We start from the raw sequence: 15,810 nt of genomic DNA, 5'->3' as shown, positions 1-15,810 counted from the left end.
AGCACTTTTTGATTAACTATGGGTTTCTTCCTCGGCATCATCCTCATAAGTTTTGGCAATTTTTTCAATATTTAAACTTTTTGCCATCGCATCAAAAATTTCTTTATAAACCCCATTTTGATGATAAAGCGCATCATGTTCGCCATGTTCCGCAATCCTGCCATCTTTCATGACATAGGTGTAATCGGCATCAATAATTTGCGATAAGCTATGTGAAATGATAATGACTGTACGCCCTTGTTTAATTTCATCGAGGCTTTGTTTGATTTGTTCGGTTGCAATGGCATCCAGACTAGCAGTCGGTTCATCTAAAAAAATAATAGGTGGATTTTTCAGGAACATACGTGCAAGGGCAATCCGTTGTTGTTGACCGCCTGAAAGCATGAGGGCATCTGCGTCATAAGCCTGAGGCAATTGCAAAATTTGTTCGTGAATAGAGGCTTTTTGGGCTGCCAGAATCACATCTTCCAAGCTTGCATCAGTTTTGCCATAACGAATATTTTCAAAAATAGAGCCTTGGAAAATATGATTTTTTTGCAAAACCAAGCCGATATGGTCACGCAAATATTGAGTGTCGATGTGGTTAATATCAATCCCATCGAGCTGAATTGTTCCCTGTTGTGGTTCATAGAATTTATCTAATAAACTGATCAGGGTAGATTTTCCTGCTCCCGACAATCCCACCAATGCGGTAATTTTATTGGGCTGAATCTGCATTTGAATGTCTTTTAGTACATGATGTCCATTCGGATAAAAAAAGTTTACCTGTTGCAGATCAAACTGCCCTCGAATAACTGGTTTAAGCGTACCACTTGGCTCAATTTCATGCTCGGCTTCCAAAATTTGAAAGAAGCTTTCTGAATAGATCATTGCGTCATTGACTTCATCATAAATACGATGCAATGAGCGAATTGGGGCAGAAACATTGCCAAACAGTAACACGTGATACATGATCATGCCGATGCTCATTTGTCCATCTAACACAAAATAAGCAGTTAAAATAATAATCAGCACCACGCCAATTTGTTCAATAAAGCTTTTTAAACCATCAAATAAAAAACTGGTTTGGCGAGTCTGCATTTGATTGTGGGTTAGTTTTTTCTGCAGGGTGAGTTGTTTTTCTGCTTCAATGCTTTCTCTGTTAAATGATTTAATCACGGTAATTGAGTTGATGATGCTGAGAATCCCTTGGCTTTTTTTCTCACGTCCATCACGTAAATTACGTCGCCAGCTTCCTAGTTTTTGTGCCTGCTGATAGGTCAGCCAAAAATAAATAGGCACAATGAGTGTCGCGACCAAGCCCACATAAAAATTGGCATAATACATTAAGCCCAAAGCCACAATTGCACTGGTAAAGAGTGGCAAAATATCAATAAAGAAAATTTGCACTAAGCGGGTGAGCGAACCAATGCCACGATCTATACGTGTTTGTAATTTACCTGCTTGGTTGTTGTCCTGATTAAAAAAGGCCAGTCGATAACGCAAAAATTTCTCAATAATGCCCTGTGCCAAATCTTGTGACACAAAAATGCGTAGTTTTTCACCATAAAACTTCTGTCCAAACTGCACAAAGGCATTGATGATTTCTTTACCCAGCAAAATGGCTGAAATGGTGATTAAAATGTGCCAGCCTGCAGACAGACCTTGTCCTGCCTCAATTAAGGCGTTAATACGGTCAACAGCGTATTGTAAAGTTAGTGCATTGACTTGAGCTGTTAATGAGCCGATGAGCGTTAAAACTAAGGTAGCAATCACCAAGAGCTGATAAGGTCGAACGAAGGGACGCAATTTTTGAAATAAATGCCATAAATTCATAAGCTATTATTGTTATAAGAACGATGATTTTAAGTCTAAGGATGAACTTCACGACTCACAAGCCAAAAAGCTGTGTCATTTTGTGAGCAGTCCTGATCCTTGTTTTAGATTAAACAATAAGCTATTCAGCATAGGAATGACCATGAATCTAGAATTGTTTGCACCTGAGCGTTGTGACAACGTACTGCCTTATGACGGCATTGTGCAGGACTATGGTTTGGTGCTGAGTGCGGAGCATAGTGAGCGTTATTTGCAGTATTTTCTGCAACATTTGGCATGGCAGCCTGATGAAGGTCTGCTCTTTGGTCAGTATTATCGGACACAGCGCCAAGTGGTATGGTATGGCGATGAGCAGTATCAATATCGTTATTCGGGAGCAGTTAAGCAGGCACTGCTATGGCAGCCTGCTTTGTGGCGATTGAAACAGCAAATTGAACAATGGGTCGGGCATCCCTTTAATTCATGTTTGGCCAATTTATATCAAGATGGGACGCAGGGCTTGGGTTGGCACAGTGATGATGAGCCGAATTTAGGCAGACACGCTGTCATTGCATCTTTGAGTTTGGGGGCAACCCGTAAATTTTGTTTTCAGCATAAACACCGCGCCAACAAGGTTGAGCTACTGTTGCACAGCGGTCAGTTGTTGGTCATGCGTGGCACGACACAACACTATTGGAAACATGCCTTAATGAAGTCCAATAGAATTATACAACCCAGAATTAATCTGACCTTTCGCTATTTTCACACGGCTATTGAATAAAACTTGATTTAGCACTCTAAATCCTTATTCAGGAATAAATTTTAATTGTATTTAAATTCAGTGCTTTAAGGTATCAATAACCTAAATCTTTAAGTGAGTTCTATACTAAAACTGGTATTCAGTACTTCCACCTGTTTTTCAATTTGTTCTGCATTATCCTGCAAAATTTCAATCAGTTTTTGCAAATTGACAAATTCAAAACGGTTTTTAGATGCCAGCAGCGTCAATGCATAAGGTGCATCTTTAGATGAAAAACGAATCGGTACAGATAAGCCTGCAATTTCTGCATCGAGTTCGCCGTTAGAAAAATAATAGCCTTGTTTTTTGATTTTGCGCATTTGCTGCAAAAAGTCATCTTCATCTTGTGCAAAATTGACTTGTGCCAATTCGTTAGAAAAACGTTGGTAATAGTCTAAAATTTTAGCTTTAGGCAGATGCGCCATAATAATTTTTGGCGATGAGCCGACATAAACAGGACGTGGGCAGCCGCGACCATAAGACAGCAAAGGCGTATCTTTAAAGATTTCGTGATGCACATCAATGCAGGAATCTTGATTGAGTTGGGTCAGCAAACAGCAAAATTCAGTACGTTCCGCAATTTTTTTCATAAACGGAATACTGATGGTGACCAATGGATCGGTCGTGCGAGAGATAAAATCCAATACTGCAATTTTTGGCCCTAGGGTGTAATCTCCCGATGTGCCACTCATGCGCTGCAACAACTCTGCCGAAACCAACTCTTTTAAATAGCGGTAACTGGTGGGCTTAGATAAACCGAGTTCCTCACTAATGGTATCTACATTAATGACAGGACGTGCGGTTGAAAATAAGTCTAAGACTGTGAGAATCTTGCCAAAGCTAGACAGTGCCATGCGGATTTACCCATTCACACCAAAAGGATGGTGTCACTTTATATCAAAAAATCGCCAGACCAATAGACTTTTTACAGATGGTCTTAGGCATTCTAACGATCAATGTCCCAATTCTTTTGCATTTGTCGATGTTATCTATTCAGAAATAGGATTTAAGGCTGAACGCCGTGAGGGTCACGATACCAGCTTTCAATCAATAGTGCTGCGGCAAGACTATCGGCAGCGAGTTTTTTACCACGCCCTTGGGCTTGATAATGATCAAGCTCATCACGTGCTTCACGTGTGGTTAGGCGTTCATCGACCATTAGGGTGTTGATATTGCTTTGATGGCGTAAGCGTCTAGCAAACTTACGCGCACGGGTAGACAGTTCTGACTCGCTATCATCCATATTTAAAGGTAAGCCCACTAGAAATAATTGTGGCTGATGTTGCTTGATAATTTTTAGCAAGTTTTCCCATTGCGGAATGCCATCTTTCATGGGAAAGAGGGCGAGAGGGGTCGCACTTTCAATCAGTGCCTGCCCCACAGCCATGCCCATTTTTTGCGTACCGAAGTCAAATGCCATAATGGTTTGGGCTTGTGTTGTTTCAGGCATGACCAATCTCTGAAGATAACCATGTTGGATCTACGCCCATTTTACGATAAGCGGCATCCCAACGATCGTCATAAGGTAAATTAAAAATTAAGTCCATGTCGGATTCGCAAATCAGCCAATCGCCCCGAGCAATTTCCTGTTCGAGTTGTTGTTTGCCCCAGCTGGCATAGCCTAAGGCAATTTGGTAGCGTCCAACGCCTTCATTGTGGGCAATTGCATCTAAAATATCTTTAGAGGTGGTGATACAGACATTTTCACCAACAGCGATAGATGAATGCCAAGTTGGCTGCCCTGTGTGTAAAACAAAACCTGCCTCAGGTCGTAATGGACCACCTTGTAGAACTTCGTGAGGATGCACATTATCTGCGTCTATATCTAAATCATTGAGTAATTCTTTGATTTGGATACCCGATGGACGGTTGATAATAATGCCTTGCGCACCGTCTTCATCATGACGTGCCAAATAGATGACGGTGTTTGCAAAAAACTCATCATTCATATCGGGCGGGGCTATGAGACAGCGATGCGTCAGATATTGTTTAGTCACCTAAGCAATTCTCCTTAATCTGAGGGGGTGGCAAACAGAACTGTAAACCGACTGGGAAACGTAAACGAGTTACAGCCAAATCATGCAAATATACATTTCTTAGCTGTACTTATCCCATAAAACCACTGTGATGACAACTTTGCTTTGGTAAAAGTGAGACAAAGGATAAATAAAAGAATAAATTTAAAATTTAGAAAAAATGATGTCATTAAATTTATCTATTTAGTTACAAAGTTGAAGATATAGGAACATAATAATTGATTGCTTTATTATCTTTGTGATGTGGGTTTGTTTAAATGTTTTAGTGTATATTTTTTAATCTACTTTTAATTTTAACGAATGTGATTTCTGTTTTTTAATTGCAAAATAGGCAGTTTGATTGCATTTATATTCTCTTTTATTAAATATTAAGTTTGTCTAATGAATAGTGGTTTTTTAATATAAAAAATCTATAGGTCTATTTATTTCTTTTGTAAGTTTTGTGCTTTAGTGTAAAATTTGTGTTTTTTATAGCTTGATATGTTTCAATAGATATACATAAAATACATATTGAAACAAAAAATAATTGTTTGTAAGATGGTGAAATTTTCATCTTTTATAGCTTTTTTTGATGGTTTAATATGAATTATTTAATAAAGGGAAGTTTGTTTGCCGCTGTTTTTTCAGCTTCAGTTTTTTCTCAAGCAGCAATTTTTGGAACTTATAATGATGAAGGTAATTTGTTTCGCAGTCATTTGAATAATCATTTATCTGAAGATTTAGTTGCTAAATTTAAAGATAAAGTAGATTCAAAAGACGGCGTACTATATTTACTGGAGCAGGCACGTTTATTACAAGTCAATCATCAGTATGAAGAAAGTTTGAATCATTATAAGCAGGCTTTTGAATTTCTAGATAAACAAAAAAGTCGTGCAAAAATTAGTCTGAGTCGGGTCGGATTTAAAGCACTTTCTATGGTGAGTAATGATTCGGTGGTACCTTATTTGGTGCCACCTCATGAACAGGTATTGGCGCATATTTCTCAAGCGAAAAATTATATTTTTTTAAAAAATCTTGAGGCTGCTGCAGTAGAAATGCGTGTTGCACAGGGCATTCAGCGTGAAATTGAACTGGCACATCAGGCTGAGTTTGAAAAGAAAAAAGAGAAAAATACAAAAGCAAATACATCTTCAAATGCCGCATTGCATGTTTTAGATGAGGCATTTGTTGGCTTAGATCCAATTGCGGGCAAGATTAAGAATACTTATCAAAATGCTTATGCTTTTTATATGGCAGCTAACTTGTGGGAAACCTTAGGCGAATACAACGATGCTTTGGTGGATTACAAAAAAGCTTATGAGTTACAGCCTGATGAGCAGATTGCTAAAGATGTAAAGCGTTTAGATCAATTGGTTGCAAAACAAAGTAATAGTAGTGTGCCTGTTATTGTATTTATTGAACAAGGTATCGTTCCACAGAAAATTGAAAATAAGTTAGATATTCCGACTCCAGGCGGCATTATCAACATTGCTTTTGCGACTTATGAACCTAGCACTTATGTTGCACCCAAAAGCCTGAAAGTGAAGCTGAATAACCGAGTTTTGCAAGACAGTTATGTGATTAGTGATATTGGTGCATTGGCTGTTAAAGACTTAAAAGAAAAAGTCGTTGGAACTTTAACAACCCAAGTGATTCGTGCCACAGCCAAATATGCTGCTCAAAAAGAGCTTGGTAACCAATTTGGTGTTTTAGGGCAATTGGCAGGTAACGTGCTCAATATGGCAACCGAGCGAGCAGATTTACGAGCTTGGACAACTTTGCCAAGTAATACGCAAATTGCACGTCTGAACTTAACGCCAGGGATACACAACTTACAGTTATCGTCAGGTAATTTGTCAAGCTCCTCTGTGAAGTTAGATGTAAAAGCCAATGAGACAGTATTTGTTTATGCACATCATGTAAATGACAAAATTACAGCAAGTGTAAGTAGTATTCCACGCCAATAATTTTGAAGAGAACTTTATGAAAAATCAGTTAAAACTCGCATTACTCGGTCTTAGTGCTGCGGCGATGGTTGGATGTACAGCCCCTAATGCTTTGTCTACACAGACAGATGCGAATAACGAAGTAAGTATTCGCACCATTACCAATAACCCAGTCTTAACCACTGAGGTATTTGTTGAGCGTGTGGGAATGTCTATGGCAGGCGACTTAAAAAAGGCATCAATTGCTATTAAAAACCGCCGTTTCAATAACAAAGATTTTAGCTACAAAATCGTATGGGTCGATGCACATGGGGCAGAAGTGAACCCTGAAGGTGCGATTTGGAAACCAATTCAGTTAACGGGTCGAGAGGTGAAGGGCGTGCAATCTTTAGCACCAAATCCATCGGCTGTAGATGTTGTTGTGTATTTAAAGAAATAAGCGAGATAGAGCAATGAATGCAAAGTTAATCATGGCTGTGGTAGCAACTTCTGTTTTGGCAACAGGTTGTGCAACAACGGGTAGTGCAGTGAGTTATGGTGATGCTCAAGCTGTAGAAACTTTAACGAAAGATTTTGGATCGACAGATCTACAAATGATTGCTGCAAAGATGGTGGATGATATGCTGACCTTCCCACCTGTGGTGCAAATGACGCAAACTCGTCGTCCAGTCATTGTGCTTGATCGTATTCATAACAAGACACAAGAACATATCGATACAGAATCTATTACAGATACGATTCAGAACAAATTAATTAATTCAGGGAAGTTTCGTTTTGTAGATATGAAATCTGTCAATGCGATGGCGCAGCAACTTGCCTATCAAAAGCAAAGCGGCATGGTCAATCAAGCGACTGCAGTGCGTACTGGTGGACATATCGGTGCTGAATATATGCTCAATGGCAATCTATCTAGTATTGTAAAAAATGCAGGTGGTAAGAGCGATGTGTATTACAAGTTCACATTTAAATTGCAGAACTTACAAACTGGCATTGTAGAGTGGACAGGCGAAAAAGAAATCCGTAAGGCAGCAAAGCGCTCAACTTTTGGTCTTTAATTTAATCTGAAAGCAACTGCGCTGTGATAAGCGCAGTTGCTGTTGAAGAATAGAACATGAAAAAAATATTATTTGCAGGCTTATTATCTGGATTACTGTGCAGTCCTGCTTTTGCTGCGATTAAAGAAGTGATTAAAGAGGCAACGGGTAGTGGTCCAACACAACACCAAGCTATTTCTGAAGCATTATTGATTGCAGTTCAATCGGTGAATGGTGCTTCGGTATCGTCACAAATGAATTATGAAGAAACAGTTTCTTTATCTGTAAATAATCAGGGCTGGACATATACGGGTAAAGTTTCACCTGTATTTAGTGTAGCCAATCAAGGTTCGGGTTCTGTCACCAAGTTTCAGGTCTTGAGTGTTTCTGGTGCTAAAAATAATTATCGCGCTAAAGTTCGCGCACATGTGGTGAAGTTTGAATCTACTGTACAAGATCAACACATGCGCCGTATTGCAGTCTTGCCATTTCAAATGGCAGAAAAAAATAACCGCTTAGCCAGCGGTGCTTCTGCTTCTGAGTTTAGTCAAGAATTATCAGATACTTTAGGTACTTATTTGGCACAGTCAGGGCAGTTAAGTGTTGTTGATCGTCATTACATAGATGAAATGCAATTTGAAAATGACTTCCTGTATTGGGATGGTGCACCGCATGAGTTAGCGCGTATTGGTCAAAAAGTAGGTGCTGATTATTTACTCGTGGGGCGTATTAACGATTTGTCAGTTGCTAGCGGTCAACAAATGTATGGGTTAAATGCTGGTGCAGAGCAGGTGCGTTTAACGTGGCGAGTGATTGAAGCGAATACCAGTAAGGTAGTTGCGGCAGGGACTTTTAATCGTACCTTATCGAACTTGATGACACAGAATCTTTTAAATAATAGTTTAAATGATAGTACTGCAGATAAGATTGCCCAAAGTTTAAATCCTGAAATTTTACAGGGTCTTAAACTACAACCTGTGCAATCTTCTAGCAGTCAATTTTATGATACCTCTCCAGGTTATGAAATGACACCTGGTTCAAGTGACCAACCTGTGAAATGGTAAATAATGATTAAGCTTGTTTTAGACCTAAATAAATCCCCCTGAAAATCAGGGGATTTATTTTTTAAGCCTGTTGAAACTTCAATTGGCGTAATTGTTTGGCGTGTTGCAAGGTAGTGTCATTAATTTCAACACCGCCTGTCATGCGTGCCAATTCTAAAATACGCGCATCTTCTTCTAATTCAACAATGGTACTGCTGGCAGGATCGGTCTGACGCTTTTTCACCAAAAGGTGCTGATCAGACTGTGCAGCTACTTGTGCTTGGTGGGTAATACATAAAATTTGAACGTGTTGCGCCAAACCTGCGAGCAAACGCCCCACAATTTCAGCAGTACCACCACTAATCCCGACATCAATTTCATCAAAAACCAAAACTTCAGCTTCGGTTTTTTCGGCATTCATGACTTGCATGACCAAGGCAATCCGCGATAATTCGCCACCAGAAGCCACACGTGCTAATGGCTGAGCAGGAATACCTTTGTTGGCAGTAAACAGTAGTTGAATAAAACTTAACCCCTCCGCAGAAACCTGCTCTAAAGGTTCAAACTTAAATTCAAAATGTGCCTCAGGCAGTGCCAACTGTTTGACTTGCTCGGTCAGTTGTTTGGCAAGTGGTGCGGCTGCTTCACGACGGATGTCATCTAAATGTTGTGCTTTGGCTAAAAAGTCCTGATGTGCCACTTCGACTTGTTCTGCCAAAGTTTCAGGGTCTTCAAGTTCATGTAAAGCAGTGAGCTCAGTTTGCCAAGTATCAAATTCTTGTTTTAATAATTCAGGTTGTGTGCGGTATTTACGCGCTAAACGATGAAAGACTTCTAATTTTTGATTCAGTTCTTCCATGCGTTCAGGGTCAAAGCTTTGACGATCAATAAACTGACGTAAATTGGCTGTCGCATCATCTAATTCACTTTGCGCATTTAACAATGAGTTATAAATTTCTGATAATTGTTCACTTCGTCCCGCATGCGATTCCAAGCGGCGAATAATCGAAGCAATTTCCTGAGTGATGTTTTGCTCGGCTTCGTCTAAGGCATTTAAGCTATAACTGCAGTCCTGCATGATATGTTCATGATGGCTTAGGCGATCAAACTCTTGTTCAATCTCCTTATAATCGATTTGTACCAGTTCTTCGAGTTCTTCGAGCTGTAAGTTTAGAGTTTCGATGCGCTGCTTGCGGGTTGCCTGTGCATCCAGCGCCGCCTGATGCTGTCGGATATTTTTTTGCCAGGTACTATAAGCATCACGTACTGCTTGGGCAGGGGTATAAAAATTATAATAACGATCAAGCCAGTGCTTTGGATAAGGCGGTTCGAGCAATTGTTGCTGACTGTGCTGACTGTATAACTGTACCAGTAAGCGTCCAATTTCTTTCAGCTCTGCCAAACTGCTTGGACGACCATTAATCCATGCTTTGCTGCGCCCTGTGGCAAAAATTACCCGACGTAAATGGATTTCACCAGACTCATCATCTAATTCATGTTCTTTTAGCCATTGTGCTTCAGGGCTATTGTCCTGATAACTGAAACTCGCGGTCACATCGGCTTTATCTGAGCCAAAACGTACATAATTGGTATCGGTACGTTCACCTAAACAGGCAGAGAGCGCATCTAAAAGTAAGGATTTACCTGCACCTGTTTCCCCTGTCAGAACGTTAAAACCTGTTTCAATATCCAGTGCTAAGTGGTCGGCAAGGGCAAAGTTAATCAGTGTTAAATGAGTCAGCATAAACGCATCCAAGCTGCGAAAAGTGTCAGTGAAAGAGAGTCAAGTTTTGGAAATGCCATAACAAGGCTGTTATTTTCTTCTATTTAATTCTAGCTTAAATTGCAGCGCAAACAACAAAAAATGTACCCGATAAGCATCATATATAAAACACATGATCATTTGATCATTTCATTGGATGGTCATTAAATTGCAGTATATTCACTTGGGGAGTTTTCGGTGCTGCTTGATATGGTGGAACTTAAACGATATAGATACTATTCGTGATCTGTTTCACATTCAGATTTAGCACTTTAGTGGGGAAGAATCTAGAGCAGAGTACTTTGCATGCCTCTGGCATTGGCTTAGACTGTGCTGTCAGCGTGTTGCATGCTGCGTATTGAAACATTGTTCAATTTACGCAAAGCCCACTGTAAACACAGATTGATTAGTTCTGAGGACAGAATTAAACTACATCAGTCAAAAATATAAAAACGCGTTACCTGGAGAATACGCATGTCAGCTCAGTTTGATCATGTATCAGTTGTGAAAAAGTCGAATGTCTATTTTGGTGGGCAATGCATCAGTCACACGGTGCAATTTGAAGACGGTACCAAAAAAACCTTAGGGGTAATTTTACCGACTGAACAAGCCTTGACTTTCGAAACGCATGTACCTGAACGTATGGAAATTATTTCAGGTGAATGTCGTGTCAAAATTGCCGATAGCGAAGAAAGTGAATTATTCCGCGCGGGTCAATCGTTCTATGTGCCTGGCAATAGCCGTTTCAGCATCGAAACCGATGAAGTGCTCGATTACGTGTGCCACTTAGAAGGCTAATCAGCCGATAATAGGGTATTGAATTAAGATTTCATTTTTCTCCTGCTTGAGCACCCAATCAAGCGGAATTGAATCAAGAAATTTTCACCCGAATCGGTTAAACTAGATCTTATTGAAATCCTGTAAAGTCAGCTTTGCAGGATTTTTCGTTTTCGCTGGTTTATTGGTGCATTAATTAGAGGTCGTTCATGGCAAAACCTGAATATTATTATGGCGTTCACTCGGTGGAGTCATTATTGGAGCTTGAGCCAGAGCGCGTCTTAACTCTTTTTACCTTAAAAGGGCGTGATGATCAGCGTTTACAAAAGATTTTAGAACTTGCCGAACCATTTGGCATTAGTGTGCAAAAAGCCAGCCGTGACAGCTTGGAAAAACTGGCAGGTTTGCCTTTTCACCAAGGAGTGGTGGCTGCAGTACGCCCACATCCAACTCTGAATGAAAAAGACTTGGATGCCTTGTTGCAGGCTGATAGCAAGCCTTTACTTTTGGCGCTCGACCAAGTCACCGACCCGCATAACTTGGGTGCGTGTATCCGTACTGCCGCTGCGATGGGGGTTACTGCCGTGATTGTGCCGCGTGATCGTTCAGCAAGTTTGACCCCAACTGCACGCAAAGTAGCTGCAGGTGGTGCAGAAAAAGTCAAATTTATCCAAGTGACCAATTTGGCACGTACTTTGGCGCATTTGAAACAAGAGTTTAATGTGCGCGTGGTGGGTACGATGCTGGATGAAAAAGCTTTGCCAATTCAGCAATTTGACTTTACAGGAACAGCAGTATGCGTGGTGATGGGCGCAGAAGATACAGGTTTACGCCCAATTACCCAGTCACAATGTGATCAAACCGTATTTATTCCAATGGCAGGAAATCTGCAAAGTCTGAATGTCAGTGTTGCAACAGGTATGGCCTTGTATGAAGCTTGTCGTCAGCGTCAGGCTTAATTGCTGATTTTGTATTTGCTATTTTATTGATGCTTTCAACACCGTGATTCGTCTATCTCCCCAAAAGCAAGGTTATGCTTTGGTGCTTGTTACCATGTGCATTTGGGGTGGTTTTACCCTAACTGCTCGGCTGAATGCACAATGGCAGATCAGTGCTTGGGATATTACCGCCTTACGCTTTGCTTTGGCTTTTTGTATTTTAATGCCGATTCTTATCTGGAAAAAAGATACGGCATTTTTATGGAAAAAAGAGCCTTTTATTTTGGCAATGATTGGTGGAGTGGGCTATTGCCTGACTGCGTATAGTGCTTTTCATTATGTACCTGCTGCGCACGCTGCCATTTTTTTGAATGGCTGTATTCCTGTTTGTACCGCCATTGCTGCTTGGATGTTATTTCGAGTGCCTTTTGACCGCCATACATGGATCAGTATTGTAATTATGCTGACCGCCATTGCGGGTATGAGTGCGCTGATGTATCAAGAAACAGGTGTTGCCTTTGGACTTGGGGATGGACTGTTTTTTATCAGCGCTATTTGGTGGGGTGTGTTTACGGTTTTATTAAGACAATGGAAGCTTTCCGCTTGGCATGCTATGGCGGGTGTCGCAATTTGGTCGGCAATCGTCTATGTCCCGATTTACGTACTGTTTTTCCCGAAACAACTCAGCACACCTGAACCGATTCATTTATTGCTGCAAACTATTTTTCATGGAGTGTTTGTGGTGATCATCGCAACACTTAGCTATGTCGAGGCAATTAAGCGTTTGGGAGCATTCAAAACTGGCAGTATTGTGACCTTGGCGCCGTTTATCGCTGCGATTCTTGCTGTCCCTTTATTGGGTGAACCTTTGAGTTTAGCAATTTTATGTGGCTTGGTGGGTATGGGGATTGGTGCTTTGCAACCTTGGCGTTGGTGGGCCCGACCTGACAGCTTAAAAGCTCAACTTGAACAGCAAAAACAACAGTCAGATTAATTTGCTTACTGCATCGCTCGCTTTAAATACTGCTGATGCAATACTTCAAGTTTGCTATACAAATGATCTAAATGCCCATCATTTAGCACAATGTCATCGGCTAGGTGTTGTTTTTCAGCACGTGGCATTTGTGCTTGAATAATTTTATGAATTTGCTCAACCGTTTGACCATCACGTTGTGAGGCACGGTGAATTTGTAGTGCTTCAGTAGCATCAATCAATAATGTATGTTGGGTCAATTGATGTTGATTGGTTTCAAACAAGAGTGGTGAAACCAAAACCACGTAGGGGCTATTGGCAGCATTTAATTGTTGAATAATCGATTCACGAATTGCAGGGTGGGTGATTTTTTCAAGTGCTTGTCGTGCACTTGGTTCTTTGAAAATGTGTTCACGTAAGGCACGACGATCAAGCTCACCATTCTCAAGTAAAACCCAATCGCCAAAGTGTTGTCGAATTTGCTTTAAGGCAGGCTGTCCTTTTTCGACTACTTCACGTGCAACCACATCTGCATCGACCACAACAATGCCTTGGGTCTCAAACCACGCACTGGCTGCAGACTTGCCACTGCCAATTCCTCCTGTTAGACCCAAAACAAAACGCATGTGCTGTCCTTATTGTCCCAAATATACTTTCATGATTGGCTCGCCCCATAAAAAGGCAATCCAGCCCGCAATGGCGATATACGGACCAAACGCAAAGGGTTGATTTTCTTTACGTACTTTTAACAGAATAATGCCAATAATCGCCCCAACTAAGGAAGATAGCAGCACAATCAGGGGTAACATCATCGGCCCCATCCATGCACCTAAAGCGGCAAGGAGCTTGAAGTCGCCATAGCCCATGCCTTCTTTGCCTGTGACGATTTTAAATAGGTAATACACCACCCAAAGGCACAAGAAGCCAATCACATAGCCCCAAATTGCCGATGTTGGCGAAGTGTAGATGGCATAGCTATTGACTGCCAAACCCAGTGCAGCCAAAGGTAGGGTATAACGGTCTGGTAAGAGTTGTGTATCAAAATCAATGAAGGTCAGTGCAATCAAAGTATAAGTGAGCAGCAAACCAAACAGCATTTGTACGGTTGGGCCAAATACCGCAAGCACAATCAGGGCGCAACCTGCGGTTAATACTTCAACCAGTGGATAACGTATGCTGATCGGGTTTTGGCAGTTGCCACATTTACCGCGTAATACCAGCCAACTCAGCACAGGAATATTTTGATACCAACGAATTGGGTTATGACATTTGGGGCAGGTTGATGCAGGTTTGCTGAGGGTGATTTTACTTTCATCAATTATGGCTTGTTCAGGATGTAATAACATTTGACAGTCATTGCGCCATTCCTGTTCCATCATTTTTGGGGTGCGGTAAATCACCACATTCAAAAAACTGCCAATACATAAACTAAAAAGTCCAACTGCGATATAGAGCGCAGTTGGATTTTGGATAAAGTACGCGATTAATTCTTGCATTAAATCACAGAACCCATTTGGAAGATTGGAAGGTACATGGCGACAACTAAACCACCCACTAAAATACCCAAGACAGACATAATCAACGGCTCCATCATTGAGGTTAAGCCATCTACTGCGTTGTCGACTTCGTTTTCATAGTGGGTTGCGACTTTATCTAGCATGGCATCTAGCGCACCTGATTCTTCACCAATGGCTACCATTTGCACTGCCATAGACGGGAATTTATTGGTGACACGCATGGCGAATTGTAGCTGTTGACCTGTCGCAACATCATCACGAATTTTCATCACGGCTTCTTCATAGACCACATTATTGGTTGCCCCAGCGGTAGATTCCAAGGCATCAATTAAGGGTACACCAGCAGCAAAAGTAGTGGCTAAAGTACGGCTATAACGTGCAATAATCGCTTTATAGACCAAGTCACCAAAAATAGGCGCTTTCAGTGCCGCTTTGTCTAAGAAGTCACGGAATTTTTTACTGCGTTTTTTAGTTTCCAAGAAACCTGCAATGATGACCCCAATCACAATAATCAGAATAAACCAGTATTTCTGCATCCATTGTGACATGTTCACCACCATTTTAGTGAAGGCAGGCAAGTCCGCACCAAAAGAGCTAAACAACTCTTCAAACACAGGTACGACTTTCACCATCAAAATAATGGTCACAATCACGGCCACCACAATGACCGTTGCAGGGTATTTCATGGCTTTTTTAATTTTTTGTTTGAGTAACTCACTCTTTTCTTTATAGATCGCGACACGATCTAGCATGGTTTCTAGGGCACCCGATTGTTCACCAGATTCGACCAAAGAACAAAATAGGTTGTCAAAATATTGAGGATATTTACGCAATGCGCCAGCAAAGGTATTCCCGCCTTCCACTTCACCTTTAATGCCTAAAACCACTTCACGCATGGCGGGGTTTTCAAGACCTTCGGCAACAATCTCAAAGCTTTGTACCAAAGGCACACCTGCTTTCATCATAGTGGCAAGCTGACGCGTGAAAATAGTGATGTCTAAGGTCGACACCCGTTTTTTCATTAAGCCTTCAAGAATATTCTTTTTCTTTTGGCGAATCGTCTTGATGGTAATCCCTTGTTTACGCAATGTAACCTTTGCCAAGGCCATATTACGCGCTGGAATTTCCCCTTTTAACTTAGCCCCTTTGCGGTCAATCCCTTCATAAACGAAGGTGGGCATCATCTGTGCTTTTTTGACAGCCATGCGTATT

At 41.0% G+C, this 15,810-nt stretch carries 16 protein-coding genes; 8 read left to right on the top strand and 8 right to left on the bottom strand.

The features are described from left to right. Window positions 1-12: 12 nt before the first annotated feature. Window positions 13-1,815 carry an ABC transporter ATP-binding protein gene (locus tag FTU98_RS00410; RefSeq protein ID WP_179997295.1) on the bottom strand — a complete coding sequence of 601 codons (1,803 nt, stop codon included), beginning with the start codon at window positions 1,813-1,815 and terminating at the stop codon, window positions 13-15. A 142-nt stretch (window positions 1,816-1,957) separates the two neighbouring features. Between FTU98_RS00410 and FTU98_RS00405 the strand changes: the two genes are divergently transcribed. Further along, on the top strand, window positions 1,958-2,575 hold the full coding sequence (locus FTU98_RS00405) for an alpha-ketoglutarate-dependent dioxygenase AlkB (protein WP_179996325.1): 618 nt from the start codon (window positions 1,958-1,960) through the stop codon (window positions 2,573-2,575). Window positions 2,576-2,664: 89 nt separating this feature from the next. Here FTU98_RS00405 and FTU98_RS00400 read toward each other — a convergent pair whose 3' ends face one another. The 3 genes from FTU98_RS00400 to FTU98_RS00390 form a co-directional block, all read right to left on the bottom strand. Further along, window positions 2,665-3,447 (bottom strand): IclR family transcriptional regulator, encoded by a 783-nt coding sequence (locus tag FTU98_RS00400; RefSeq protein WP_004975841.1) that lies wholly within the window; start codon window positions 3,445-3,447, stop codon window positions 2,665-2,667. Between the two features lie 152 nt (window positions 3,448-3,599). After that, on the bottom strand, window positions 3,600-4,043 hold the full coding sequence (ruvX, locus tag FTU98_RS00395) for a Holliday junction resolvase RuvX (RefSeq protein ID WP_096901348.1): 444 nt from the start codon (window positions 4,041-4,043) through the stop codon (window positions 3,600-3,602). Next, window positions 4,036-4,590 carry a YqgE/AlgH family protein gene (locus FTU98_RS00390; RefSeq protein ID WP_004975844.1) on the bottom strand — a complete coding sequence of 185 codons (555 nt, stop codon included), beginning with the start codon at window positions 4,588-4,590 and terminating at the stop codon, window positions 4,036-4,038. Before FTU98_RS00390 ends, ruvX begins: the two co-directional genes overlap by 8 nt. Window positions 4,591-5,210: 620 nt before the next feature. Between FTU98_RS00390 and FTU98_RS00385 the strand changes: the two genes are divergently transcribed. From FTU98_RS00385 to FTU98_RS00370, 4 genes are read left to right on the top strand one after another with little or no spacing between them, the layout of a single operon-like run. Continuing rightward, window positions 5,211-6,575, top strand: a complete 1,365-nt coding sequence (locus FTU98_RS00385; RefSeq protein ID WP_154321119.1) for a COG3014 family protein — start codon at window positions 5,211-5,213, stop codon at window positions 6,573-6,575. A 16-nt stretch (window positions 6,576-6,591) separates the two neighbouring features. Beyond that, window positions 6,592-6,993 (top strand): DUF1425 domain-containing protein, encoded by a 402-nt coding sequence (locus FTU98_RS00380; RefSeq protein WP_004975847.1) that lies wholly within the window; start codon window positions 6,592-6,594, stop codon window positions 6,991-6,993. Window positions 6,994-7,006: 13 nt separating this feature from the next. Continuing rightward, entirely contained in the window at window positions 7,007-7,609 is a 603-nt protein-coding gene (gene lpoB / locus FTU98_RS00375) for a penicillin-binding protein activator LpoB (protein ID WP_004975849.1), read from the top strand. Window positions 7,610-7,665: 56 nt separating this feature from the next. Continuing rightward, window positions 7,666-8,652 (top strand): CsgG/HfaB family protein, encoded by a 987-nt coding sequence (locus tag FTU98_RS00370; RefSeq protein ID WP_004975851.1) that lies wholly within the window; start codon window positions 7,666-7,668, stop codon window positions 8,650-8,652. Window positions 8,653-8,713: 61 nt separating this feature from the next. On the opposite strand, the gene recN is transcribed toward FTU98_RS00370, so the two are convergent. Then, window positions 8,714-10,375 carry a DNA repair protein RecN gene (recN, locus tag FTU98_RS00365; protein ID WP_154321118.1) on the bottom strand — a complete coding sequence of 554 codons (1,662 nt, stop codon included), beginning with the start codon at window positions 10,373-10,375 and terminating at the stop codon, window positions 8,714-8,716. 492 nt (window positions 10,376-10,867) lie between these two features. On the opposite strand from recN, the gene FTU98_RS00360 reads away from it, so the two are divergent. From FTU98_RS00360 to FTU98_RS00350, 3 genes are all read left to right on the top strand, one after another. Further along, window positions 10,868-11,191, top strand: a complete 324-nt coding sequence (locus tag FTU98_RS00360; protein WP_004975854.1) for a pyrimidine/purine nucleoside phosphorylase — start codon at window positions 10,868-10,870, stop codon at window positions 11,189-11,191. 188 nt (window positions 11,192-11,379) lie between these two features. After that, on the top strand, window positions 11,380-12,129 hold the full coding sequence (rlmB, locus tag FTU98_RS00355; protein WP_004975856.1) for a 23S rRNA (guanosine(2251)-2'-O)-methyltransferase RlmB: 750 nt from the start codon (window positions 11,380-11,382) through the stop codon (window positions 12,127-12,129). Window positions 12,130-12,172: 43 nt separating this feature from the next. Continuing rightward, window positions 12,173-13,102, top strand: coding sequence for a DMT family transporter (locus tag FTU98_RS00350; protein WP_004975858.1), 930 nt, complete (start codon window positions 12,173-12,175; stop codon window positions 13,100-13,102). 5 nt (window positions 13,103-13,107) lie between these two features. Here the strand turns inward: FTU98_RS00350 and coaE are convergent, their stop codons facing one another. The 3 genes from coaE to FTU98_RS00335 are packed head-to-tail and all read right to left on the bottom strand — an operon-like array spanning window position 13,108 to window position 15,803. Beyond that, window positions 13,108-13,707, bottom strand: coding sequence for a dephospho-CoA kinase (gene coaE, locus FTU98_RS00345; protein WP_180050042.1), 600 nt, complete (start codon window positions 13,705-13,707; stop codon window positions 13,108-13,110). Between the two features lie 9 nt (window positions 13,708-13,716). Then, window positions 13,717-14,577, bottom strand: coding sequence for an A24 family peptidase (locus FTU98_RS00340; RefSeq protein ID WP_180050039.1), 861 nt, complete (start codon window positions 14,575-14,577; stop codon window positions 13,717-13,719). Further along, window positions 14,577-15,803, bottom strand: a complete 1,227-nt coding sequence (locus FTU98_RS00335) for a type II secretion system F family protein (RefSeq protein WP_180050036.1) — start codon at window positions 15,801-15,803, stop codon at window positions 14,577-14,579. The genes FTU98_RS00340 and FTU98_RS00335 overlap by 1 nt, the downstream gene beginning before the upstream one ends. Window positions 15,804-15,810: the final 7 nt, after the last annotated feature.

It is taken from the genome of Acinetobacter sp. YH12211, assembly GCF_013418015.1.
Taxonomy (GTDB): Bacteria; Pseudomonadota; Gammaproteobacteria; order Pseudomonadales; family Moraxellaceae; genus Acinetobacter; species Acinetobacter towneri.
Note: the sequence above shows the minus strand (reverse complement) of the source record. Positions and strands in the feature narration are given on the sequence as shown.

Bases quoted from the DNA above. Each gene is read 5' to 3' on its own strand.
- FTU98_RS00410 (WP_179997295.1), bottom strand. From the start codon at position 1,815: ATGAATTTATGGCATTTATTTCAAAAATTGCGTCCCTTCGTTCGACCT.
- FTU98_RS00405 (WP_179996325.1), top strand. From the start codon at position 1,958: ATGAATCTAGAATTGTTTGCACCTGAGCGTTGTGACAACGTACTGCCT.
- FTU98_RS00400 (WP_004975841.1), bottom strand. From the start codon at position 3,447: ATGGCACTGTCTAGCTTTGGCAAGATTCTCACAGTCTTAGACTTATTT.
- ruvX (WP_096901348.1), bottom strand. From the start codon at position 4,043: ATGCCTGAAACAACACAAGCCCAAACCATTATGGCATTTGACTTCGGT.
- FTU98_RS00385 (WP_154321119.1), top strand. From the start codon at position 5,211: ATGAATTATTTAATAAAGGGAAGTTTGTTTGCCGCTGTTTTTTCAGCT.
- FTU98_RS00380 (WP_004975847.1), top strand. From the start codon at position 6,592: ATGAAAAATCAGTTAAAACTCGCATTACTCGGTCTTAGTGCTGCGGCG.
- lpoB (WP_004975849.1), top strand. From the start codon at position 7,007: ATGAATGCAAAGTTAATCATGGCTGTGGTAGCAACTTCTGTTTTGGCA.
- FTU98_RS00370 (WP_004975851.1), top strand. From the start codon at position 7,666: ATGAAAAAAATATTATTTGCAGGCTTATTATCTGGATTACTGTGCAGT.
- recN (WP_154321118.1), bottom strand. From the start codon at position 10,375: ATGCTGACTCATTTAACACTGATTAACTTTGCCCTTGCCGACCACTTA.
- FTU98_RS00360 (WP_004975854.1), top strand. From the start codon at position 10,868: ATGTCAGCTCAGTTTGATCATGTATCAGTTGTGAAAAAGTCGAATGTC.
- rlmB (WP_004975856.1), top strand. From the start codon at position 11,380: ATGGCAAAACCTGAATATTATTATGGCGTTCACTCGGTGGAGTCATTA.
- coaE (WP_180050042.1), bottom strand. From the start codon at position 13,707: ATGCGTTTTGTTTTGGGTCTAACAGGAGGAATTGGCAGTGGCAAGTCT.
- FTU98_RS00340 (WP_180050039.1), bottom strand. From the start codon at position 14,577: ATGCAAGAATTAATCGCGTACTTTATCCAAAATCCAACTGCGCTCTAT.
- FTU98_RS00335 (WP_180050036.1), bottom strand. From the start codon at position 15,803: ATGGCTGTCAAAAAAGCACAGATGATGCCCACCTTCGTTTATGAAGGG.